Consider the following 22,763-nt stretch of genomic DNA (forward strand, 5'->3'; position numbering starts at 1 on the left):
GTCGGCAAGACCGTATCGTTCACACGCTGCTCGCAAAGTTGTTCACGATGCTGATCAGGATGTAGACGATGATCATCAGAACGAAGAAGGACAGGTCGAGTGCCACGCCCCCGAGACGCAGCGGCGGAATGAACCGCCGCAAAAGCTTGAGCGGTGGATCGGTGACAGTGTAGGTGGCCTCCAGAACGACCACCATCGCCTTGCCGGGTTGCCATGAGCGGGCGAACTGGAAGACGTAGTCCATGACCAGCCGGAAAATAAGCACAATGAGGAAGCACATCAGCGCGATGTAGACCACCTGTAGTGCGACGCCCATCCCGCGCTTCCCTCTCCCCTGGCTCTCATAATCCGGCCCTGCGGCCGGGTCGTTCCGGTGTCGTGTCTCTCAGCTCTGGTTGAAGAACCCGCCCTCTGCGATGCGGGCCTTGTCCTCCGCCGTGACATCGACGTTAGCAGGCGACAACAGGAACACCTTCTGCGTCACCCGCTCAATGCTGCCATGCAAACCGAATACCAGTCCCGCGGCAAAGTCGACAAGTCGCTTCGCATCCGTATCGTCCATCTCCGTGAGGTTCATGATCACCGGGGTGCCCTCGCGGAAGTGTTCCCCGATGGTACGGGCCTCGTTGTAGGTCCGCGGGTGCAGCGTAGTGATGCGGTAAGGCTCCCGCTCGGACACAACCTTGGGCATGATCACCGGTGAGTTCTTCTCCATACTCGGACGTTCAGGTGTGATGGATGCCACGGGGGCGATTCGTGCCGGACGTCCGCTTTCAGCGGGAAGCGGAATCGGCTCGCGCTGCGCGGGCGGCTGCACCATCCTCACCGGCTCTTCCCGCTCCACCTGGTGCGGGGGCTGGTGCCGCCGGTGATCCCGCTCGGGCTCCGGCTCGGGTTCGAAATCGTCGTCGGGATCGAAACCCCGGCCGTCGTAGCCATCGTCCTCCACGAGGCCGAGGTAGACCGCCATCTTGCGCATCGCGCCGGCCATTCTCTGAGTCCTCCGCTCTGTGGTGGATCGGATCGGCATCGTGACCAAGTGCCCGCGATCCACTCGGCCCGCCCGCCTTGTGGCGGGAATGACCATATTTTCTGCTGTGGTCCGACTTGCTTAGCGACGCTACCCGAGCCGGGGTCGGACTCCGAGTACCGCAGTGCCGACGCGTACATGTGTCGCTCCGGCTGCCACGGCTTCTTCAAGGTCCGCACTCATCCCTGCTGACACCATGTTCGCAGCCGGATGCCCGGCGCGCAGGCTGGATGAGAATTCCACCAGCCGCTCGAACGCCGCCTGTTGCCGTCCCGCGTACGGTCCGGCGAGCGGCGCGACGGTCATCAGTCCGTCGAGCCGCAGTCCTGGTGATTCGGCCACCGCGGCGGCCAACTCCTCGATTCCGTCGGGCGCGACGCCGCCCCGCTCCCCGCGCTCGCCCGATTCCGCGTCGAGCGCGACCTGGATCAGGCAGCCGAGCTCACGCTCCGCTCGTACACCCGCGGCGGAGAGCGACGAGACGAGCTTGAGACGGTCGACGGACTGCACCACATCGGCATATCCCGCCACAGAACGGACCTTATTGGTCTGCAACTGTCCGACGAAGTGCCAGATGAGGTCCAGATCCGAGCAGGCCCCGGCCTTGGGGGCCGCCTCCTGGTCACGGTTCTCGGCCACATGGCGCACGCCGAGTTCATGCAGGAGCCGCACATCGCTCGCGGGGTAGGTCTTGGTGACCACGATGAGGGTCACCTCCTCCCGCTTACGGCCGGCGGCCGCGCAGGCTGAGGCGATACGTTCCTCCACCATCGCCAGCCCCCTGGCGAGTTCGCTCTTACGGTCCGTCATTGCCGTCCGTCATTCCTGTCCGTCATTCCTGTCCGTCCAGCCAGACGTATCCGGCGAGCCGCCCGGTGGTGCGGTCGCGACGGTACGAGTAGTGGTCGCCCGACTCCATTGTGCAGACCGGCGAAGCCTGCCGGTCCCCCACGCCGAGCGCTTCGAGCTGGGCATGGACTCCGGCGGTGACATCGACGGCCGGGGTGCCCCAGCTGGTCTCGGACCAGGCGGCCGGCTCGACCGCGGCCACTTCGGCCCGCATCTGCTCGGGAACTTCGTAGCAGCGTCCGCAGACGGCGGGTCCGGTACGGGCGATGATGCGGGCCGGCTCCGCGCCCAGCGTCTTCATCGCCTCGACGGCGGCGGGCACGATGCCCGCGACCATCCCGGGACGGCCCGCGTGCGCGGCGGCCACGACACCCGCGACCGGGTCGGCCAGCAGTACGGGGGTGCAGTCCGCGGTCAGTACGGCGAGGGCGAGCCCGCGCCGCGCGGTGACCAGACCGTCCACCGGCGGAGTCGGCCCGGCGGCCCACGGCCCGTCCACCTCGGCGACGTCCTTGCCGTGGACCTGGTTCATCCAGACGACCCGGTCCGGGTCGAGATCGAACGACTTCGCCGCGATCTTGCGGTTGGTCAGTACGGCCGCGGGGTCGTCGCCGACCGCGCCGCCGAGGTTGAGCTCGTCGTACGGAACGGCGCTCACCCCGCCCCACCTGTCGGTGAAGGCGAAGTGCGCGCCGCTCGCGTGTATCGCGTCGTGCCGCACTGTCACTTCAAGAAGTCCGGAACGTCCAGCTCTTCGGCCTGGCTGTCCTGGTACGGGCGGGCCGGCGGAACCTGCGCGGACCCGGAGTTCAGGTCGTTCGCCACGGGAGCGGGCTCGGCCGGGGCCAGGGGCTCCTCGCGCGCCGGTACGGTGCCGAGTCCGCCGGCCGCGCGCTGGGTCTCCGTGCCACGGGACGAGGTCGCCGGCTCCTCGCGCTTGCCCGCACCGGCGCCGAGGACGTTGTCCCTGTCCCGGCGGGCCGGCGGCTGTCCGCCGTCGAAGCCCGCCGCGATGACCGTGACCCGTACCTCGTCGCCGAGAGCGTCGTCGATGACCGCGCCGAAGATGATGTTGGCCTCGGGGTGCGCGGCTTCGCTCACCAGCTGGGCGGCCTCGTTGATCTCGAAGAGGCCGAGGTCCGAGCCACCGGAAATGGAGAGCAGCACACCTCGGGCGCCGTCGATGGACGCCTCGAGCAGCGGCGAGGAGATCGCCATCTCGGCCGCGGCCACCGCGCGGTCGTCGCCGCGGGCCGAGCCGATGCCCATGAGCGCAGATCCGGCCTCGGACATCACGGACTTGACGTCGGCGAAGTCGAGGTTGATCAGACCGGGCGTGGTGATGAGGTCGGTGATCCCCTGGACACCGGAGAGCAGTACCTGGTCCGCGGACTTGAACGCGTCCAGCACGCTGACCTGTCGGTCCGAGATGGACAGCAGCCGGTCGTTGGGGATGACGATGAGGGTGTCGACCTCTTCGCGGAGTTCGGCGATTCCGTCCTCCGCCTGGTTGGCGCGACGGCGGCCCTCGAAGGTGAACGGCCGGGTGACCACGCCGATCGTCAGGGCGCCGAGCGTGCGCGCGATATTGGCGACGACGGGTGCGCCGCCGGTGCCGGTGCCGCCGCCTTCGCCGGCGGTGACGAAGACCATGTCGGCCCCCTTGAGGACCTCCTCGATCTCCTCGCGGTGATCCTCTGCCGCCTTACGACCGACTGCCGGATTCGCTCCGGCGCCGAGGCCTCGGGTGAGTTCGCGGCCGACGTCGAGCTTGACGTCGGCGTCGCTCATCAACAGTGCTTGCGCATCAGTGTTGATGGCGATGAACTCGACGCCCTTGAGACCGACCTCGATCATTCGGTTGATGGCATTGACACCACCGCCGCCGACACCGATGACCTTGATGACTGCGAGGTAGTTCTGCGGTGCTGCCACGTCGAAGGCCTCTCGCCTCGAGTTACGTGTCGTCGCTTCGCGGTTGTCGCGGCGCGACGACGGATGCCGATGGGACGGTCCGAACGCCGACCCAAACCCTAACGCTGAAGTTTAGGGTTACCAGTGTGTCTGCTTCTTGGACTCTCCGAACAGGACACTAAGTCGACAAGTGGCGCACGTTCAACGAACACGCCGAACCTCCCGTTTTTCTTTTCACCCTATGTGATCACCCATAGCGATGACCAACCAGGGTGCTGGCCAGCGCAAATGTGCGTCAACTCCCTGCCGCGGCAGGGGCGGTGGGAGCACTCACATCGAAGTGCCGGGCCTTCGGCTCGGCTTTCATCAGTGCGGTGAGTGCGCGCGCCTTGGCCTCCCCCTCCTCGGCGCTGCCCCAGACCACCGTACGGTCCCGGCTCAACTCCAGGGAGATGTAGTCGTATGAGCGCACTGTCACAACTCTGGTGTCCGCCGCGACTTCACCGGGGAGTTCACCCCTGACCCGTACCGCCTCCGCAAGGAGCCGGTCCGTGCCGAAGCGCCGCAGACTCGGGGACTGTTCCACGGTCAATTCCAGTCGCGGAACAGCCTTGGGAGCCTTGTCCACCGTGGCGAACCGGACGCCCTTCGCGTCCACTTCGATGAACTTTGCGCCCTTTTCGATAAGCAGGATTGGCTTTCGCTCGGTCACATTCAGACCGATCCCGTCGGGCCATGACCGGACGACATCAACCGAGTCGATACGGGGCAGCTTATGCCGCAGCCGGGTCTCAATGGCGTCCGTATCGACGGAAATCAGTGGCGCTCCGACCGGAACCGCCGCCGCGGCCAGCACCTCCTCCGGTGTCAGAACCTCGGTTCCGGTGGTCGTCACGCGCTCCACGCGCAGCCAGTCGGAGCCGTAGAGCACCCAGATTCCGGCCGCGACGAACAGCACCGAGGCAGCGACGATCAGCAGGAAACGGCGGCCGGGGATGCGCAGCCGGCGGCCAGGAGAGCCCTGGCCGGGTGGGCGGGCCGACCCCGCGTACCCGCCGGGGGACTTGCCTGCCCCGCGTTCAGCGGTGGTCGGTCCGGCCACGCTCCCCTGCCCTTCTCACGCCCTGCGGTGTGCAGCGATCGCCTCGTACACCATGCCGACGAGCAGGTCGTCGGCATCCCTGCGGCCGAACTCGGCGGCCGCACGGGACATCTCGTACAGCCGGTGCGGATCGGCGAGCACCGGAAGGACATTGCCCTGAACCCACTCGGGGGTCAGTTCGGCGTCGTCGACCAGCAGTCCGCCGCCGGCCTTCACCACCGGCTGAGCGTTCAGCCGCTGTTCGCCGTTGCCGATCGGCAACGGTACATATGCGGCGGGCAGCCCGACGGCGGAGAGTTCGGCGACGGTCATCGCGCCCGCGCGGCAGAGCATCATGTCGGCCGCGGCGTACGCGAGATCCATCCGGTCCACGTACGGTACCGGGATGTAGGGCGGCATACCGGGCATGTTGTCCACATGCGGCAATTCGTTCTTCGGACCGACCGCGTGCAGGATCTGGATACCGGAGCGCTGCAGCACCGGAGCGATCTGCTGGATCACCTCGTTGAGGCGGCGGGCACCCTGCGAGCCGCCGGAGACCAGCAGCGTCGGCAGGTTGGGGTCGAGACCGAAGGCGGCACGCGCCTCGGGGCGCACCCGGGCGCGGTCGAGGGTGGCGATGGTGTGGCGCAGCGGGATGCCGATGTAGCGGGAGTTGCGCAGCTTGCTGTCCGGGGTGGCAACGGCGACCCCGGCCGCGTACCGCGAACCGATCTTGTTGGCCAGGCCCGGACGGGCGTTGGCCTCGTGCACGACGATCGGCACACCGAGCCGCTTGGCGGCCAGATAGCCGGGCAGCGCGACATATCCGCCGAAGCCGACGACGCAGTCCGCCTTCGTACGCTCCAGGATCTGCTCGGCGGCCTTGATGGTGCCGCGCAGCCGTCCGGGGACGGTGATCAGCTCAGGGGTGGGCTTGCGTGGCAGCGGAACGGCGGGGATGAGCGCCAGCTCGTAACCCCGCTCGGGTACGAGCCTGGTCTCGAGCCCCTTCTCCGTGCCCAGGGCCGTGATTCCCACGGTCGGGTCCTGCCTGCGCAGGGCGTCCGCGAGGGCGAGCGCTGGCTCGATGTGGCCGGCGGTCCCCCCACCGGCGAGTACGACATGCACCGAAATTCACCGCTCTCCGGACGGACGCTTCTTGACGCGCCGTCTCATCGTCTTCCATCTCACCCCGGGCCGCCGCATGGCCAGGGCCGCCTTCGCGGCGGGATCCTCTCGCGCGAAGGCGATCAGCAGCCCTACTGCGAACATGGTCGGCAGCAGGGCCGACCCTCCGTAGGAGAACAGCGGGAGCGGGACACCGGCGATCGGCAGCAGACCGAGCACCGCACCGATATTGACCACGGCCTGGGCCGTGATCCAGGTGGTCACACCTCCCGCTGCGTACCTCACGAAGGGGTCCTCCGTGCGTCCGGCCACGCGGATACCCGCATAGCCTAGAGCCGCGAAGAGGGCGAGCACCGACAGCGTCCCCGCCAGGCCCAGTTCCTCCCCGGCGATGGCGAAGATGAAATCGGTGTGCGGCTCGGGGAGTTGACCCCATTTTTCCACACTTGCACCGAGGCCGGAACCGAACCATCCGCCGGAGGCTAGAGCATAGATGCCGTGCACGGCCTGCCAGCACTCGCCTTGGGGGCCGAGGTCGATGGCGCCGATGCAGGAGAGCCGTGACATGCGGTTCTCATTGGTCTTGATCAGCACGAAGCCGACGAAGCCGGCGATGCCGAGCACACCCGCGAAGAGCCGGGTCGGGGCTCCGGCCAGCCACAGCAGACCGAAGAGGATCGCCGTGAGGATGATCGCCGTACCCATGTCGCCGCCCAGCATGATCAGGCCGAGCAGCAGGAAGGCGACCGGGACGAGCGGCACCAGCATGTGCTTCCACTGGGTAAGCAGCCGCTTGTCCTGCTTGCGGGCGAGCAGATCGGCGCCCCAGAGGATCAGCGCCAGCTTGCCGAACTCACTGGGCTGGAGCTGGAACGGGCCGCCCAGATAGATCCAGTTCTGGTTGCCGTTGACCGCATGCCCTATCCCGGGGATCTGGACGAGCACCATCAGAAAGACGGTGCCCATCAGGAGCGGGTAGGACAGTGCCCGGTGGAGCTTGACCGGCATCCGTGAGGCGACCAGCAGCAGACAGGTGCCGAGTACGGCGGCGATGAACTGCTTGCGGAAGAAGTACGAGGCCGGGAGCGAGAGCTCGAGCGCCTTGATCATCGAGGCGGAGTAGACCATGACCAGGCCGAGCACGGTGATCAGGAGACTGCTGCCGAGGACCAGGTAGTACGCCGTCAGCGGCCGGTCCCAGGCCCGGCGCGCCTGCTCGTACAGCCGCCGTGGCCGCCTGCTCCGCGGCGGGCGCGACGCGCCGGGCCTGCGGCCTCCGCCACGGCCGACGGGCGGACGGCGGACGGCGCCCCCGGAGGCTCGGCTGCGCAGCGCGAGTCCGGCGTGGGCCGGCGCCGGGCCCGCGAGGGCGGGGACGGCCGCGGGCAGAAAGGCAGGCCCGAGCCCGACCGGGGCTCCGCCCCAGACCCCGCGCCTGAAACGCCGGCGGGGCAGAATTTCAGCCATGCGCTGCTTCGGGCGGGCCGCGCTCCGCGCGGCTGCGGTGTCATCGGCCGGCATGGTCGCTGTCCCCTCCAGTCGTGCCTGGCGCGGCTGCCACGGTCCCGGGGCGGCCCCGGAGCACGGCACGGCGCAGGGGTCGGGCTCAGGCGCGCTCGGCGGCGAGTGCGCGGACCGCGTCCGCGAACGCCTCGCCTCGCTTGTTGTAGTTGGCGAACATGTCCATCGAGGCGCAGGCCGGGGCCAGCAGAACCGTGTCCCCCGGCCGGGCGAGTCGTGCTGCTTCCCGGACCACCGCCGACATCGCCCCAGTGTCTGTCCGGTCGAGGTCGACGACCGGGACCTCGGGGGCGTGTCGCGCGAGGGCTTCACGGATGAGGGCTCGGTCCGCACCGATCAGAAGGACAGCGCGCAGTCGCTTTGCCGACTTCTCGACGAGTTCGTCGAAGCTCGCGCCTTTGGCCAGACCGCCCGCGATCCACACGATCGGGTCATAGGCGGCCAGGGACGCCTCCGCGGCATGCGTGTTGGTGGCCTTGGAGTCGTCGATGTACGAGACGCCGGCGACGTCGGCGACATGCTCGATGCGGTGGGGGTCGGGGCGGAAGTTGCGCAGTCCGTCGCGTACGGCGGCGGGCGCGACGCCGAAGGCGCGGGCCAGCGCGGCAGCCGCGAGGGCGTTGGCGATGTTGTGCGGGGCCGGCGGATTGACGTCCGCGACCTCGGCGAGCTCCTGAGCCTGCTTCTGCCGGTTGTCGACGAAGGCGCGGTCGACCAGGAGGCCCTCGACGACCCCGAGTTGGGAGGGCCCCGGCGTACCGAGGGTGAAGCCGATGGCCCGGCAGCCCTCCTCCACGTCGGCCTCGCGCACCAGGTCCTCGGTGGCCTTGTCGGCGGCGTTGTAGACGCAGGCGACCGTGTTGCCTGCGTAGATACGGCCCTTGTCGGCGGCGTACGCCTCCATGGAGCCGTGCCAGTCGAGGTGGTCCGGCGCCAGGTTGAGCACGGCGGCGGAGTGGGCGCGCAGCGAGGGCGCCCAGTGCAGCTGGTAGCTGGAGAGCTCGACGGCGAGTACGTCGTACGTCTCGTCGCCGAGGACCGCGTCCAGCAGCGAGACGCCGATGTTGCCGACGGCCGCCGTGCGCAGGCCCGCGGCCTCAAGGATCGAGGCGAGCATCCGTACCGTCGTGGTCTTGCCGTTGGTGCCGGTGACCGTGAGCCACGGCGCTGCTTTTCTGCCGTCCCGCCCGCGCAGCCGCCAGGCCAGTTCGACGTCGCCCCAGACCTCGATGCCCGCCTCGGCGGCGGCCAGGAAGAGCGGCTTGTCCGGCTTCCAGCCGGGCGCGGTGACAATGAGCTCGGTGCCGGCGGGCAGCGTCGCGCCGTCGCCGAGGCGCACGGTGATTCCCTCCGCCTCCAGCTCGGCGGCCTGCGTACGGGCGCGCTCGTCGTCGCCGTCGTTGACGACGGTGACGACGGCGCCGAGGCCGTGCAGCACCCGGGCGGCCGGGATCCCGGAGACGCCGAGTCCCGCGACCGTGACCCGCTTGCCCTGCCAGTCCTGCGCACTCACTTGTCGGCCGCCCAGCCCGCGTAGAAGAGCCCCAGACCCACGATCACGCACATGCCCTGGATAATCCAGAAGCGGACCACGACAAGGACCTCGGACCACCCCTTGAGTTCGAAGTGGTGCTGGAGCGGAGCCATCCGGAAGACGCGCTTGCCGGTCATCTTGAAGGAACCGACCTGGATGACCACGGACATGGTGATCAGGACGAACAGTCCGCCGAGAAGGGCCAGCAGGAGCTCCGTACGGGAGCAGATCGCCAGACCCGCGAGCGCGCCGCCGAGTGCGAGCGACCCTGTGTCACCCATGAAGATCTTGGCGGGCGAGGTGTTCCACCACAGGAAGCCGAAGCAGGAGCCCATCAGGGCGGAGGCGACGACCGCGAGATCGAGCGGATCCCGTACTTCGAAGCAGGCGTTGGGGTTGGTCAGCGTCACCGCGTTGGCGCAGGACTCCTGGAACTGCCAGAGCCCGATGAAGGTGTACGCGCCGAAGACCATCACCGACGCGCCGGTGGCCAGGCCGTCCAGACCGTCCGTCAGGTTCACGCCGTTGGACATCGCGAGAATCATGAACAGCGCCCAGACGACGAAGATCACCGGGCCGATCGACCAGCCGAAGTCCGTGATGAACGACAGCTTGGTGGAGGCGGGGGTTTGGTGGCGACTGTCGGCGAACTGCAGTGACAGCACGGCGAAGGCGATGCCGACGATCAGCTGTCCGGCCATCTTCGCCTTGGCCCGCAGACCGAGTGAGCGCTGCTTGACGATCTTGATGTAGTCGTCCAGGAAGCCGACCAGGCCCATGCCCGCCATCAGGAAGAGCACCAGCACACCCGAGAACGTCGGGTCCTCGCCGGTGATCACCTTGGCGAGGGCGTATGCGATGAGCGTGGCCAGGATGAAGGAGATACCGCCCATGGTGGGCGTTCCCTTCTTGCTGCCGTGGCTGCGCGGGCCGTCGTCCCGGATGAACTGCCCGTATCCCTTGCGGGCCAGGAGTTTGATCAGCAGCGGGGTACCGACCAGGGTCAGGAAGAGCCCGATGGCTCCCGCGAAGAGGATCTGCCTCATCGGCCGGCGACCTCACCCTCGGTGGTGTTCTCGAGCAGTGCCTGGGCGACCCGCTCGAGCCCGACCGACCTGGAAGCCTTCACCAGCACGACGTCTCCCGGACGCAGCTCACTGCGCAACAGGTCGACCGCCGCCTGCGCGTCGGACACGTGCACCGACTCCTCACCCCACGAACCCTCGTTATATGCGCCCAGTTGCAGCCAGGACGCTTCCCTGCCCCCGACTGCGACGAGCTTGCTGACGTTGAGCCGGACGGCGAGCCGTCCGACAGCGTCGTGCTCGGCGAGCGCTTCGTCGCCGAGCTCGGCCATATGGCCGAGCACCGCCCAGGTCCGCCGCCCCTGGCCCATGGCCGCCAGCGCACGCAGCGCCGCTCTCATGGACTCGGGGTTCGCGTTGTAGGCGTCATTGACGATCGTCACGCCGTCCGGACGCTCGGTGACCTCCATGCGCCAGCGGGAGAGGGAGCCCGCCTCGGAGAGCGCGCGGGCGATCTCGTCGACGGACATGCCCAGCTCATGGGCGACGGCGGCCGCGGCGAGCGCGTTCGACACGTGGTGCTCACCGTACAGCCGCATGGTCACGTCGCTGCACCCGGAGGGTGTGTGGAGCCTGAAAGCGGGCTGTCCGTTCGCTGTGAGCCGGACATTTTCGGCACGTACGTCGGCGTCCTGGGCCTCTCCGAACAGGACCACGCGGGCCTTGGTACGGGAGGACATGGCCCGTACGAGAGGGTCGTCGGCGTTGAGTACGGCGATGCCGCCCGCTGCCGCCGGGGGCAGGCACTCGACGATCTCCCCCTTGGCCTCGGCGATCTGCTCGCGGCCGCCGAACTCTCCGATGTGGGCGGTGCCGACGTTCAGTACGAGACCGACCTTCGGCGGGACCAGGCCGGTGAGGTAGCGGATGTCGCCGATGTAGCGGGCGCCCATTTCGAGGACGAGGTGCTCGGTGTCCTCGCCGGCCCGCAACGCGGTCAGGGGCAGGCCGATCTCGTTGTTCAGATTGCCTGCCGGGTAGACCGTGGGGCCTTTGCGCTCCAGGAGTTGGGCGATCAGGTCCTTGGTACTGGTCTTGCCGGCCGAGCCGGTGAGCGCGACCGTGGTGGTGCCGAGGCGTTCGACGACGGTGCGCGCGAGGGCACCGAGCGCGGCGGTGACGTCCGGCACGACGATCGCGGGTACCCCGACGGGGCGGGTGGCCAGCACGGCCACCGCACCCGCCGCCACGGCGCTCCGTGCGTAGTCGTGGCCGTCGACATGTTCGCCGGCGAAGGCGGCGAAGAGACTGCCGGGCTGAACCGCGCGGGAGTCGATCACGACGGGACCGCTGATCCGTACGGCCGGATCCGGTATGTCGTACGACTGCCCGCCGACGATTTCGGCGATCTCGGCGAGAGGGAGGGCGATCACTTGGTCATCCCTGACTGTTCTGGATAGCTGCGCGAAGTACCTGACGGTCGTCGAAGGGGCGGACCACTCCGGCGATGTCCTGGCCCTGTTCATGTCCCTTGCCGGCGATCAGCACGGTGTCACCGGGCTGCGCTCGGGCCACGGCCGCGGCGATGGCCGCGGCCCGGTCGGCCTCGACCAGGACGTCGCCGCGCTCGTGGATCGGCACCTCGGCGGCGCCCGCGAGCATGGCGGCGAGGATCGCGAGCGGGTCCTCGGACCGGGGGTTGTCGGAGGTCAGTACGGCGGTGTCGGCGAGGCGTGCGGCGGCGGCGCCCATCGGGCCGCGCTTGGTCTGGTCGCGGTCGCCGCCGCAGCCGAGCACGATGTGCACCTTGCCCTCGGTGACCTTGCGCAGGGACCGCAGGACCGATTCGACGGCGTCCGTCTTGTGGGCGTAGTCGACGACGGCGAGGTACGGCTGGCCCGCGTCGACGCGCTCGAGACGGCCCGGTACGCCGGGGACGGCGGCGATGCCGTCGGCGGCGGTCTGCGGGTCGAGGCCGGCGACGGCGAGGGTGACGACCGCCGCCAGGGTGTTGGCGACGTTGAACGGTCCGGGCAGCGGGGCCTCGGCGCGTACGCGCTCGCCCTTGGGGCCGACCGCGGTGAAAGTCGATCCGACGGCGCTGATTTCAACGTTCTCGGCCCGCCAGTCGGCGTCCGGGTGGCCCTCGGCTGAGAAGGTGGTGACCGGGACGGACGCTTCCTTGAGCAGCCTGCGGCCGTACTCGTCATCGAAGTTGACGACTGAGAGCCTGCTCCGCTTGGGCGTGAAGAGCTGCGCCTTCGCCTGGAAGTAGTCCTCCATGTCGGAGTGGAATTCCATGTGCTCCGGGCTGAGGTTGTTGAAGACGGCGACGTCGAAGACGCAGCCGTCGACCCGGCCGAGCACGAGGGCGTGGCTGGAGACCTCCATGGCGACCGAATCGACGCCGCGCTCGCGCATGACGGCGAACAGAGCCTGGAGGTCGGTGGCTTCGGGGGTGGTGCGCTCGGACTTGATGCGCTCCTCGCCGATCCGCATCTCGACCGTGCCGATCAGGCCGGTGGAGCGGCCCGCCGCCTGCAGCCCGCCCTCGACGAGGTACGCCGTGGTGGTCTTGCCGGAGGTGCCGGTGATGCCGATCTGGAGCAGGTCCTCGCCGGGACGGCCGTAGATCTCGGCGGCGAGTTCGCCCATGCGGCCGCGCGGGTTCTCGGTGACCAGGACCGGCAGGCCGGTCTCGGCGGCGCGCTCGGCGCCGGTCGGGTCGGTGAGGATCGCGGCCGCCCCGAGGTCCGCGGCCTGCGCCACGAAGTCGGCGCCGTGCAGGCGGGCGCCGGGCAGGGCGGCGTACACGTCACCTGGGCGTACCGCCCGGGAGTCGTGGGTGATGCCGGTGACCTCGCCGGCGCCAGGGCTCTTCACACCCAGCCGGGCGGCCAGCTCCCCCAGGGGTGTCGGGCGGGGCCGGTCCGGTCGGGGCGCTCCCGGGTGTTTCGCGGGGGCGTCCGGCTCGGTGGTTCGGTACTGATCAGCGTGTGACACGGCGGTGAGCGTACCGGGCGCACCCGGCCCGGGGCGAAGTGAGGTGGCTGCGGCGGCGCGGTTCTCCGGATGGTTCCCGGAATCGGAGGTGATGGTTGTCACTGGTTGTTCCTCCGGGTCACTCGCCGGGTTGGAAGGTGACGGGCAGCCGGGCGGGATCGCTGCCGGTCGGTGCGACCTGGAGGGTCTTGAGGGCGAACTCCATGACCTTCCGGTAGATCGGCCCGCAGATCTGGCCGCCGAAGTAGCTGCCCTTGGTGGGGTTCTGGATGGCGCAGTAGACGGTGATCCGCGGTTTGTCGGCGGGCGCGAAGCCGGCGAAGGAGGCGGTGTAGCCCTTGTAGCGGCCCAGTTCCGGGTCGACACGGTTGGCCGTTCCGGTCTTGCCCGCGACGCGGTAGCCCGGGATACGGCCCTTGGTGCCGGTGCCTTCCTCGTCACCGACGACCGACTCCAGCATGGTGGCCAGCGTTCTGGCGGTCTGCTCGCTGACCACCCGGGCCTTCTTGGGGGCGGGGGCCGGGGTGAAGCGCCCGTCGGGCCCCTTGGTGCCGCGGATCAGGGTGGGCTCGACGCGTACGCCGCCGTTGGCGATCGTCGAGTAGACGGAGGCCGCCTGCATGGCGTTGAGCGAGAGGCCCTGGCCGAAAGGGATCGTGTACTGCTGCGAGGTGGACCACTTCTGCGGCTTGGCGAGGATGCCGGGCGTCTCGCCCGGGTAGCCGATCCCGCTCGGGCTGCCCAGGCCGAATTTCCGCAGATAGGTGTAGAGCACCTGATTCGCCGCGGGCTGGGTCTTGCCGAGCTGGCCGGTCGCCAGGATCGTTCCGATGTTGCTGGACTTGGCCAGTACGCCGTTGAGCGTGAGGTTCCAGGTGGGGTGGTCGATGTCGTCCTTGAAGAGCCGGTCGCCGCGGTGCAGCCGGTTGGGGACGACGACATGGGTGCCGGGCGTGGCGGCCTTCTCCTCGAGGACGGCGGCCATCGACATCACCTTGGCGGTGGAGCCGGGTTCGTACGCGTCCTGGAGCGCGGCGTTGCCCATGGCCGCCGAATTGGCCTGGGTGAGGTCGTTGGGGTCGAAGCCCGGCGCGTTGGCCATGGCGAGGACCTCGCCGGTCTGGGTGTTCTGCACTATCACGTAGCCGCGGTCGGCCTTGGACTTCTTCACCTGGTCGGCGATGGCCTGCTGGGCGGCCCACTGGATGTCGCGGTCGATGGTCAGCTCGATGTCGGAGCCGGGGACCGCGGGGACCTCGCGGGAGCCCGCGGTGGGCACCCGCCGACCGCCGGACTGGGCGTAGGTGATCTGTCCGTCCTGGCCGGCGAGGACCTTCTCGAGCATCGACTCGACGCCGCCGCCTCCCTTGCCGTCACCGGTGACGTAGCCCAGTATCCCGGCGGCGAGATCGCCGTTCGGGTAGACGCGTTTGCTGCTCGGTTCCTGGAAGACACCGCTCAGCACATTGGCACCGGGGCCTCCCGTGGACTTGTCGGCCCTGGCCTTCTCGGCGAAGACGCCCTTGAGGTCCTTGATCTGGTTCCAGACCTGGGGGGTCTGGCGGCGGGCCAGCACGGTGTACCGGGATTTGGGCGTCCTGAGCTTCTTCGCCAGCTCGGCGACGTCCTTGCCGAGGATCGGGGCGAGCAGTGCGGCCGCCTGTTCCGGAGCGTTGGGAGCCTTGCTCTCCTCGGGAGTGAACAGCTTCGGGTCGGCGGTGATGTCGTACGCGTCGACGCTGGTGGCCAGGGCGATGCCGGCCCGGTCGGTGATCTCGCCGCGCTCCGCGGTGAGCTTATGGCTGAGGTAGCGATTCTTCTCCGCCTTGGCGGCATACGCGCCGGCGTCGACGGCCTGCACCTGGAGCAGCCGGACGACGAAGGCCAGCATGACGAGCGTCAGGCCGAGGCTGACCAGCCGCAGCCGGGGGCGGGGGCTGCCGAGCCGGATCGGGCGGGGCGCCGGGCGCGGCCGCCGGCGGGCCGCAGGACGTACGGACGGCCGCCGGGCGGGGCCCGGGACTCGGCGGCGCGGTGGTTCCTTGAGGGGCACTGCGTCACCTGCCGGGGGTCGTCGGGGGCGGCTTCGCGGGTTCCTGCGACGGCTTGGCCGCGTTGGCGGGCGCGGGCTTGGCTGCCGGTTTGGGGGGCGCGGCGGGCGCGGGGGGCGCAGGCGCGGGGGGCGCTGGCGTGGCGGGCGCTGGGGGCGCTGGGGGCGCTGGCGTGGCGGGCGCGGGCGCGGACTGCTGCGCCTGCCTGGCCGGCGGGGCCGACGCGGAGGGGTGCGTGGCGGGAGCCTGGGCCGAGCGGGAGGCGGAGACGGACGGCGCTGGAGGGGCCGGGGGCGGCGGCGCCGGTTCCTGGATCTCCATCGGAGTCGGGTCCGGTCGGGGCTGCCCCGAGGCCACCCGGGGCACCCCGCGGACCGTGCCGTCGGCGTCCAGGAAGGCGGGACTGCCGCCGGGCACCATGCCGAGCTCGCGGGCCCGCCGCTCGAGCGCGTCCGGGGCGGAGTGGTTGTCCACGTCCCGCTGCAGCGCCTGCTCCTCGTCGGTGAGCTCGGTGGTCTGCCTCTTGAGCTCGCTCAGTTTGAACGAGCCCTCGTTGAGGGCGGAGTTCAGCAGGAGCAGCGTGATCAGCCCGCCGCCGAGGAGGAGCACGACCAGCAGGACGAAGGGGGTACGGGCGGCGGTGCTCGGCCCCGACGGCATCAGCCGCGCGAGCCGCGCGGCCCGCCCCTTCAGCTGCTTGGCCGCTGAGCTCACACGTCCTCCCGGATGCGCTGCGCTCCCCTGAACCGCGCGGGTGCCGCGCGGCGGTTCTCGGCGACCTCTGCCTCCGTCGGGAGTTCCGCGCCGCGGGTCAGCAGCTTGAGCCGCGGCTGGTACTGCTCGGGTACGACGGGCAGTCCGGGCGGTGCCGTGTTGGCCGCACCCGCCGCGAAGACCTGCTTGACCAGCCGGTCCTCCAGCGAGTGGTACGAGAGCACGGCGATCCGGCCGCCGACCGCGAGCGCTTGCACCGCGGCCGGGATGGCGCGCTCCAGAACGGTCAGTTCGCCGTTGACCTCGATACGCAGAGCCTGGAAGGTGCGCTTGGCGGGGTTGCCTCCGGTGCGCTTGGCGGCCTGCGGCAGCGCGTCGCGGATCAGCTCGACGAGCCGTGCGCTGTTCGAGAAGGGCTCCTTCTCCCGTTCCCGTACGACCGCCGAGACGATCCGCTTGGCCTGCTTCTCCTCGCCGTACGAGCGCAGGATCCGCACCAGCTCGCCCGGCGGATAGGTGTTGAGGACCTCGGCGGCGCTCATCCCGGTCGTCTGGTCCATGCGCATGTCGAGAGGGGCGTCCTGGGCATAGGCGAATCCGCGGTCCGCCTCGTCGAGCTGCATGGAGGAGACGCCGAGATCGAAGAGGATGCCCTGGACCTTCGGGATCTTCAGGCGCTCAAGGACCTCGGGCAGCTCGTCGTAGACGGCGTGCACCAGGGTGGCCCGGTCACCGAACGGCGCGAGCCGCTCGCCCGACAGCCGCAGTGCCTCCTTGTCGCGGTCGAGCGCGACAAGGTGCACCTCGGGGAACTGCGTGAGCAGGGCCTCGCTGTGGCCGCCGAGGCCGAGGGTGCAGTCGACGACGACCGCGCCCGGCCGGTCCAGCGCCGGGGCCAACAGGTCCAAGCACCGCTGGAGCATTACCGGGACGTGTCGGGTCTGGCTCATGCGCCCTCTCAGGTCCTGCGCGGGCGTGCGTACTGCCGGGTCCCCGCCCGCTCAGAAGGGTCGTAATACGCCGCACACGCGGGGAAACGTCAAACTTGCAGGATGTGCAGGATGTGTCCGTGAACTTCGCGTCACTTTAGTCCACACATCTTTCCGGTCAATCAACCGGCGGGCGCGTGGCGCGGGCGGGTGAGGACGGGTTCACGGACGCGGACACTTCACCCGTACGGACGCGGCCGCATCACACCTGTGGGTTACCTCACAACAAGCCTCATTGTTGTTCTTTGTCCCCTCTCACAGCAGGCTTCGACTGCCTGTGCGCATTACCGTCGTCCTCATGTCGACTTCCGCGCACCACTCCGCCGACGCAGCGTGTTCCAGCGGCACGGTCACCGATCGTCTTGTCGAGGCGAACCGGCGCTACGCCGCCGGCTTCCAGGACCCCGGGATGGACGCCCGCCCCGTGCTGCGAGTGGCCGTGGTCGCCTGCATGGACGCCCGGCTCGACCTGCACGACGCGCTCGGTCTGGAGCTGGGCGACTGCCACACGATCCGCAATGCGGGCGGCGTGGTCACGGACGATGTGATCCGGTCGCTGACCATCAGCCAGCGGGCGCTCGGCACGCGCAGCGTCATACTCATCCACCACACCAACTGTGGTCTGGAGAAGATCACCGAGGACTTCCGGCACGAGCTGGAGGACGAGGTCGGGCAGCGGCCGGCCTGGGCGGTCGAGGCGTTCCGGGACGTCGATCAGGACGTACGGCAGTCGATGCAGCGGGTGCGCACCTCGCCGTTCCTGCCGCACACCGACGACGTGCGCGGCTTCGTCTTCGATGTGACGGAGGGTCTGCTGCGGGAGATCGACCCCGCAGTGTGACCAGTCGGACACCGGAGAAACCACAGCAAACTCGGCATATCCCACCCACTTATCCACAGGCGAGTGACACGACGCGGTAACGGCAACAAGAATGCGTGTGTGGCACCCTTCCGGAACCATCCGGAGTAGGTGTCCGTGTTTTGGGGTGGGCCGGGCCGTCCGAAGAGCAACCGGCCCGTAGAACGGGCCGAGGAGGGCCGGGTGACGACCTATGACGATCGAGCGAGCCTCACAGATCTGACCACCACAGCGGAGCGTGTCCGCAGGTCGGTGGAGGGTGTGATCGAGGGCAAGCCTGAGGTCGTACGGCTTTCGCTGACCGTGCTGCTCGCCGAGGGGCATCTGCTCATCGAAGATGTGCCGGGCGTGGGCAAGACAATGCTGGCCAAGGCGCTGGCGAGATCCATCGACTGTTCGGTGCGGCGTATCCAGTTCACTCCGGATCTGCTGCCGTCGGACATCACCGGTGTGTCGATCTTCGACCAGCAACGGCGGGACTTCGAGTTCAAGCCCGGTGCGATCTTCGCCCAGATCGTGATCGGCGACGAGATCAACCGCGCTTCGCCGAAGACCCAGTCGGCGCTGCTGGAGTCGATGGAGGAGCGCCAGGTCACCATCGACGGGCACACGTACGAACTGCCCAGCCCCTTCATGGTGGTGGCCACCCAGAACCCGGTGGAGATGGAGGGCACCTACCCGCTGCCGGAGGCGCAGCGCGACCGCTTCATGGCGCGGGTGTCGATCGGCTATCCCAGCGCGGACGCCGAGCTGCAGATGCTCGATGTGCACGGCGGCGTCTCGCCGCTGGACGATCTGCAGCCGGTGGCGCACGCCCACGACATCGTGAAGCTCATCGACGCGGTGCGTACGGTCCATGTCGCCGATTCCGTGCGGCGGTACGCCGTGGAGCTGGTGGCGGCCACCCGTAACCACCCGGATCTCAGACTCGGAGCGTCGCCGCGCGCCACACTGCATCTGCTGCGCGCCGCGAAGGCCACGGCCGCGCTCAGCGGCCGTGACTACGCCCTGCCGGACGACGTCCAGTCGCTGGCGGTGCAGGTGCTGGCGCACCGGCTGCTGCCCACCGCGCAGGCGCAGTTGAACCGCCGTACGGCCGAGCAGGTCGTGCTGGAGATCATGCAGCGCATCCCCGTGCCCACGGCCGGGGGCTCGGAGAGCGCCTATGTGCCGGGCAGGCCGGTTCAGTCGCCGCTCTACGGCCAGCAGCCCGGCGCCCGGCGGTTGTGATGTCGGCCGGGGCGCCGGCCGCCGCGGAAGGCAAGGACACGGGCGGGGTGCGGGGGGCCCTGGGCGGGCTGACCACGCGCGGTCGTTCCTTCCTCGCGGCGGGAGTGGCGGCAGCGGTGTGCGCGTACGTCCTGGGGCAGGGCGACCTGTTGCGGGTCGGACTGCTGCTCGCCGTGCTGCCGCTGGTCTGTGTGGCCGTGCTGTACCGCACGCGCTACCGGGTCGCGGGCAGCCGGCGTCTTTCGCCCTTGCGGGTGCCCGCCGGTTCCGAGGCACGGGTGCATCTGCGGATGGACAATGTCTCGCGGCTGCCCACCGGGCTGCTGATGCTCCAGGATCATGTGCCCTACGTGCTGGGGCCACGGCCCCGGTTCGTCCTGGACCGGGTGGAGGCGGGCGGGCGGCGCGAGGTGTCGTACCGGGTGCGCTCGGATCTGCGCGGGCGCTATCCGCTCGGGCCGCTGCAGCTGCGGCTGAGCGACCCGTTCGGGATGTGCGAGCTGACCCGCTCGTTCAGCGCGTACGACACCCTCACCGTCATTCCGCACACCGAGACGCTGCCTCCGGTGAAGCTGGCGGGCGAGGCCTCGGGGTACGGCGACGGGCGGCAGCGCTCGCTGGCGCTGGCGGGCGACGACGACATCATTCCGCGCAACTACCGCTACGGCGACGATCTTCGCCGGGTGCACTGGCGCTCCACCGCGCGCTACGGCGAGCTGATGGTGCGCCGCGAGGAGCAGCCGCAGCGCGCCAGATGCACGGTGCTGCTCGACACCCGGCGGCTCGCCTACCAGGGTGCCGGTCCCGACTCCGCCTTCGAGTGGGCGGTCTCGGGCGCGGCCTCCGCGCTGGTGCACATGCTGGAACGGGGCTTCGCGGTCCGGCTGTTGACGGACACGGGGAACTCGGTGCCCGGTGAGGGCGCCGACGGCTTCGCCGGATCGACCCAGGAGTCCGCGGACTCCGCGGGTCTGATGATGGACACCCTCGCGGTCGTCGACCACTCCGACGGGGCGGGGCTCTCGCGCTCGTACGACGTCCTGCGCGGCGGAAACGAAGGGCTGCTGGTCGCCTTCTTCGGCGACCTGGACGAGGAGCAGGCGGCGGTCGCGGCCAGGATGCGGCAGCGCAGCGGCGCGGCCGTCGCGTTCGTCCTGGACAGCGGGACCTGGGTGACGAGCGGCGCGGTCGCCGGGGCGGTCGACGAGCGGCTGACGCAGCTGCGCGAGGCAGGCTGGACGGCGCTCGCCGTGACGCCCGGGACGACGCTGTCCGAGCTGTGGCAGCAGGCGGGCCGGCAGCGCATCGCGTCTCCCGGCGGCAGTACGGACAGTTTCTCTGGGGGTTGGTCATGAGCGGTCGCGGACGGCTGGCACTCTGCGCCTTCGCCGCCACGCTAATGGCGGCGGGCGCAATGCTGCCGCTGGTCGAACCGGCCTCCTGGATGCTGCAGGCGGCGTTCCTGCTGGCGATCCAGAGCGGGGTGGGCGCGCTCGCCCGGCGGGTGCCGCTGGCCAGGCCGCTGACGGTGGCGGTGCAGGCGCTCGTCACGCTGCTGCTGCTCACCGTGGTCTTCGCCCGGGGCCAGGCGATCCTTGGGCTGTTGCCGGGGCCCGAGGCGATCGAGCAGTTCGGCCAGCTGCTGAACGCGGGCGCCGAGGATGTCGGGCGGTACGCGATCCCGGCGCCGGCGACCGACGGCATCAGGCTGATGGTGATCGGCGGCGTGCTGGTGATCGGCCTCGCGGTGGATGCCCTCGCGGTGACGTTCCGCAGCGCGGCCCCGGCCGGGCTACCGCTGCTGGCGCTCTACTCGGTGGCCGCGGGGCTCTCCGGCGGCGGCGCGAACTGGCTCTGGTTCCTGCTCGCGTCCACCGGATATCTGGTGCTTCTGCTGGCCGAGGGCCGGGACCGGCTCTCCCAGTGGGGCCGGGTCTTCGGCGGCGCCGCCTCGGCACAGGGGCGTACCGCGGTCGGATTCGACTCGGCGGGCGGCAATCCGCTGGCACCGGTCCGTACCGGTCGGCGTATCGGCGCGCTCGCGCTGGGCGTGGCGCTGGTGGTCCCGGCGGCGCTGCCGGCGCTGGACGGCGGGCTGCTGGGCAGCGCTGACAGCGGGGACGGAGCAGGCGCGGGCGGCGGCACCATCTCCGCGGTGAACCCGCTGGTCTCGCTGCAGGACAGCCTCAACCAGCCCGAGGACCGCGAGGTCATCCGGTACCGCACCAACGCGACGAACACGCAGGACCTGTATCTGCGGATCGTCGCGCTGGACCAGTTCGACGGCACGGCGTGGAAGTCCTCCGAGCGCAAGGTCAAGGACGTACCGGACGAGCTGCCCCGGCCGGACGGGCTGAGTCCGTCGGTCAGCGCCACCGAGATCAAGACCAACATATCGGCCGCCGGCTCGTACAAGCAGAGCTGGCTGCCGCTCCCGTACCCGGCGACGAAGGTGCGGATCAAAGGCCGCTGGCGGTACGAGCCCACCGGGCGGACCCTGGTCGGCGACCGTGGTCAGAACACCCGCGGTGCGCAGTACCAGGTCACCAGCCTTCTGGTGAACCCGAGACCGGATCAGCTGGCCAAGGCGCCCGCGCCGCCGGCGGCGCTGCTGCGCGAGTACACCAAGGTGCCCGATGTGCTGCCCGCCGAGGTCGGGAACACGGCGCAGAAGGTGACGAAGGGCGCCACGAACGACTACGAGCGGGCCGTCAAGCTGCAGGACTGGTTCGCCGTGGACGGCGGCTTCACCTACGACACCCAGGTCACGTCGGGTACGGGTGTCTCCGCGATCACCCGCTTCCTGAGGCAGAAGAAGGGGTTCTGCGTCCACTTCTCGTTCTCGATGGCCGCGATGGCCAGGACGCTGGGCATACCGGCACGGGTCGCGGTGGGCTTCACTCCGGGCTCCCCGCGGTCGGACGGCACCATGTCGGTCGGTCTGAAAGAGGCGCATGCCTGGCCCGAGCTGTACTTCGAGGGTGTGGGGTGGACGCGGTTCGAGCCGACCCCGAGCCGGGGCTCCGCGCCCGAGTACACGCGGGCGCAGTCGCCGTCCGGCAAGCCGTCCAGCCCGACGCAGCCCGGCGCCAGCAGCTCGCCGACGCCCTCCGCGGCGCCCTCCGCCTCGGACAACTGCACGGCGCAGGCGAAGCGGCTCGGCGAGTGCGGAGCGGCCGCGCCGCAGGACATCCTGCCGCCCGCCGACCCCGGGATCCCGGTGGGGACAGTGCTGGGCGTGAGTCTTGCCGTACTGGCGGTGGTGGTACTGCCGATGCTGCCGATGCTCTGGCGGATGCGGGTGCGTGCGCGACGGCTCGGCTCCGGTGGGCGCACGCCCGCGGACGCCGCGGCCCGGACGCTGGCGGCCTGGCAGGAGATCACCGATACAGCCTGGGACCACGGCATCCCGCCCGACGACTCGCAGACACAGCGCAAGGCGGCTGCGCGCATCGTCCGGCTGGGACGGCTGGAGGACGAAGCGGCGGACGCGGTGCACCGGGTGGCCGGCGCGGTGGAGCAAGTGCTGTACGCCCCTGAGCCCCGGCCCGGTACGGGGCTGGCCGATGACGCCGAGCTGGTCCGGGCCGGGCTGGCCGACGCGGTGAGCCGGGGGACGCGGCTGCGGGCGCTGCTCGCGCCCCGTTCCGCCATTCGGGTGATGTGGGCGGTCTCGGCCCGCTGGGCGACGCTCACCGACCGGTGGGGCGTGCGCCGCTGGCGCCTGGACCGGTGGGCGGAACTCCTGCGCCGCCCGTCCCGGCAACGAGGCTGACACCAGACGGATACGAGTACGGGTGAGGGGCGACGCTCTTGAGCGTCGCCCCTCACC

General features: G+C 70.0%; 19 protein-coding genes. 4 read left to right on the forward strand and 15 right to left on the reverse strand.

The window, feature by feature from the left end; all coding sequences use genetic code 11:
• Positions 1 to 19 precede the first annotated feature (19 nt).
• The 15 genes from ACFYXH_RS17990 to rsmH form a co-directional block, all read right to left on the reverse strand.
• Positions 20 to 316 carry a YggT family protein gene (locus ACFYXH_RS17990; protein WP_108148184.1) on the reverse strand — a complete coding sequence of 99 codons (297 nt, stop codon included), beginning with the start codon at positions 314 to 316 and terminating at the stop codon, positions 20 to 22.
• A 69-nt stretch (positions 317 to 385) separates the two neighbouring features.
• Entirely contained in the window at positions 386 to 991 is a 606-nt protein-coding gene (locus ACFYXH_RS17995; protein WP_389563557.1) for a cell division protein SepF, read from the reverse strand.
• Positions 992 to 1,120: 129 nt separating this feature from the next.
• Positions 1,121 to 1,840, reverse strand: coding sequence for a YggS family pyridoxal phosphate-dependent enzyme (locus ACFYXH_RS18000; RefSeq protein ID WP_389563560.1), 720 nt, complete (start codon positions 1,838 to 1,840; stop codon positions 1,121 to 1,123).
• 22 nt (positions 1,841 to 1,862) lie between these two features.
• Positions 1,863 to 2,606, reverse strand: coding sequence for a peptidoglycan editing factor PgeF (gene pgeF / locus ACFYXH_RS18005; RefSeq protein ID WP_327323019.1), 744 nt, complete (start codon positions 2,604 to 2,606; stop codon positions 1,863 to 1,865).
• Positions 2,603 to 3,814 carry a cell division protein FtsZ gene (gene ftsZ, locus ACFYXH_RS18010; protein ID WP_362675394.1) on the reverse strand — a complete coding sequence of 404 codons (1,212 nt, stop codon included), beginning with the start codon at positions 3,812 to 3,814 and terminating at the stop codon, positions 2,603 to 2,605. The genes pgeF and ftsZ overlap by 4 nt, the downstream gene beginning before the upstream one ends.
• Before the next feature lie 274 nt (positions 3,815 to 4,088).
• Positions 4,089 to 4,895, reverse strand: a complete 807-nt coding sequence (locus tag ACFYXH_RS18015; RefSeq protein WP_389563564.1) for a cell division protein FtsQ/DivIB — start codon at positions 4,893 to 4,895, stop codon at positions 4,089 to 4,091.
• Positions 4,896 to 4,910: 15 nt separating this feature from the next.
• Positions 4,911 to 6,005, reverse strand: coding sequence for an undecaprenyldiphospho-muramoylpentapeptide beta-N-acetylglucosaminyltransferase (gene murG / locus ACFYXH_RS18020; RefSeq protein WP_327323022.1), 1,095 nt, complete (start codon positions 6,003 to 6,005; stop codon positions 4,911 to 4,913).
• A gap of 6 nt (positions 6,006 to 6,011) precedes the next feature.
• Complete coding sequence (ftsW, locus tag ACFYXH_RS18025; protein WP_389563567.1) at positions 6,012 to 7,526, reverse strand: putative lipid II flippase FtsW; 1,515 nt, start codon at positions 7,524 to 7,526, stop codon at positions 6,012 to 6,014.
• A gap of 85 nt (positions 7,527 to 7,611) precedes the next feature.
• Positions 7,612 to 9,039: a UDP-N-acetylmuramoyl-L-alanine--D-glutamate ligase gene (gene murD / locus ACFYXH_RS18030; RefSeq protein ID WP_389563571.1), complete on the reverse strand. Its 1,428-nt coding sequence runs from the start codon at positions 9,037 to 9,039 to the stop codon at positions 7,612 to 7,614.
• Positions 9,036 to 10,106 (reverse strand): phospho-N-acetylmuramoyl-pentapeptide-transferase, encoded by a 1,071-nt coding sequence (gene mraY / locus ACFYXH_RS18035; protein WP_307664036.1) that lies wholly within the window; start codon positions 10,104 to 10,106, stop codon positions 9,036 to 9,038. Before mraY ends, murD begins: the two co-directional genes overlap by 4 nt.
• Positions 10,103 to 11,518 (reverse strand): UDP-N-acetylmuramoyl-tripeptide--D-alanyl-D-alanine ligase, encoded by a 1,416-nt coding sequence (murF, locus tag ACFYXH_RS18040; protein ID WP_389563573.1) that lies wholly within the window; start codon positions 11,516 to 11,518, stop codon positions 10,103 to 10,105. The genes mraY and murF overlap by 4 nt, the downstream gene beginning before the upstream one ends.
• Before the next feature lie 4 nt (positions 11,519 to 11,522).
• Complete coding sequence (locus ACFYXH_RS18045) at positions 11,523 to 13,190, reverse strand: UDP-N-acetylmuramoyl-L-alanyl-D-glutamate--2,6-diaminopimelate ligase (protein WP_389563575.1); 1,668 nt, start codon at positions 13,188 to 13,190, stop codon at positions 11,523 to 11,525.
• 16 nt (positions 13,191 to 13,206) lie between these two features.
• Positions 13,207 to 15,141 carry a peptidoglycan D,D-transpeptidase FtsI family protein gene (locus ACFYXH_RS18050; protein ID WP_389563578.1) on the reverse strand — a complete coding sequence of 645 codons (1,935 nt, stop codon included), beginning with the start codon at positions 15,139 to 15,141 and terminating at the stop codon, positions 13,207 to 13,209.
• Between the two features lie 4 nt (positions 15,142 to 15,145).
• The gene (locus tag ACFYXH_RS18055) at positions 15,146 to 15,853 is read right to left on the reverse strand and encodes a septum formation initiator family protein (RefSeq protein ID WP_389563580.1); all 708 of its coding nucleotides are present in this window, start codon (positions 15,851 to 15,853) and stop codon (positions 15,146 to 15,148) included.
• Complete coding sequence (rsmH, locus tag ACFYXH_RS18060) at positions 15,850 to 16,803, reverse strand: 16S rRNA (cytosine(1402)-N(4))-methyltransferase RsmH (RefSeq protein ID WP_389563583.1); 954 nt, start codon at positions 16,801 to 16,803, stop codon at positions 15,850 to 15,852. Before rsmH ends, ACFYXH_RS18055 begins: the two co-directional genes overlap by 4 nt.
• 337 nt (positions 16,804 to 17,140) lie before the next feature.
• Here rsmH and ACFYXH_RS18065 point away from each other — a divergent pair, with 337 nt between their 5' ends.
• The 4 genes from ACFYXH_RS18065 to ACFYXH_RS18080 all read left to right on the forward strand — a co-directional run bounded on the left by ACFYXH_RS18065 (position 17,141) and on the right by ACFYXH_RS18080 (position 22,706).
• Complete coding sequence (locus tag ACFYXH_RS18065) at positions 17,141 to 17,683, forward strand: beta-class carbonic anhydrase (protein WP_389563586.1); 543 nt, start codon at positions 17,141 to 17,143, stop codon at positions 17,681 to 17,683.
• A 201-nt stretch (positions 17,684 to 17,884) separates the two neighbouring features.
• Positions 17,885 to 18,931, forward strand: a complete 1,047-nt coding sequence (locus ACFYXH_RS18070) for an AAA family ATPase (protein ID WP_385311546.1) — start codon at positions 17,885 to 17,887, stop codon at positions 18,929 to 18,931.
• Positions 18,931 to 20,286: a DUF58 domain-containing protein gene (locus ACFYXH_RS18075; protein ID WP_389563591.1), complete on the forward strand. Its 1,356-nt coding sequence runs from the start codon at positions 18,931 to 18,933 to the stop codon at positions 20,284 to 20,286. Before ACFYXH_RS18070 ends, ACFYXH_RS18075 begins: the two co-directional genes overlap by 1 nt.
• On the forward strand, positions 20,283 to 22,706 hold the full coding sequence (locus ACFYXH_RS18080; RefSeq protein ID WP_389563594.1) for a DUF3488 and DUF4129 domain-containing transglutaminase family protein: 2,424 nt from the start codon (positions 20,283 to 20,285) through the stop codon (positions 22,704 to 22,706). The genes ACFYXH_RS18075 and ACFYXH_RS18080 overlap by 4 nt, the downstream gene beginning before the upstream one ends.
• Positions 22,707 to 22,763: the final 57 nt, after the last annotated feature.

This window comes from Streptomyces sp. NPDC002730, assembly GCF_042888805.1.
Lineage (GTDB): Bacteria > Actinomycetota > Actinomycetes > Streptomycetales > Streptomycetaceae > Streptomyces.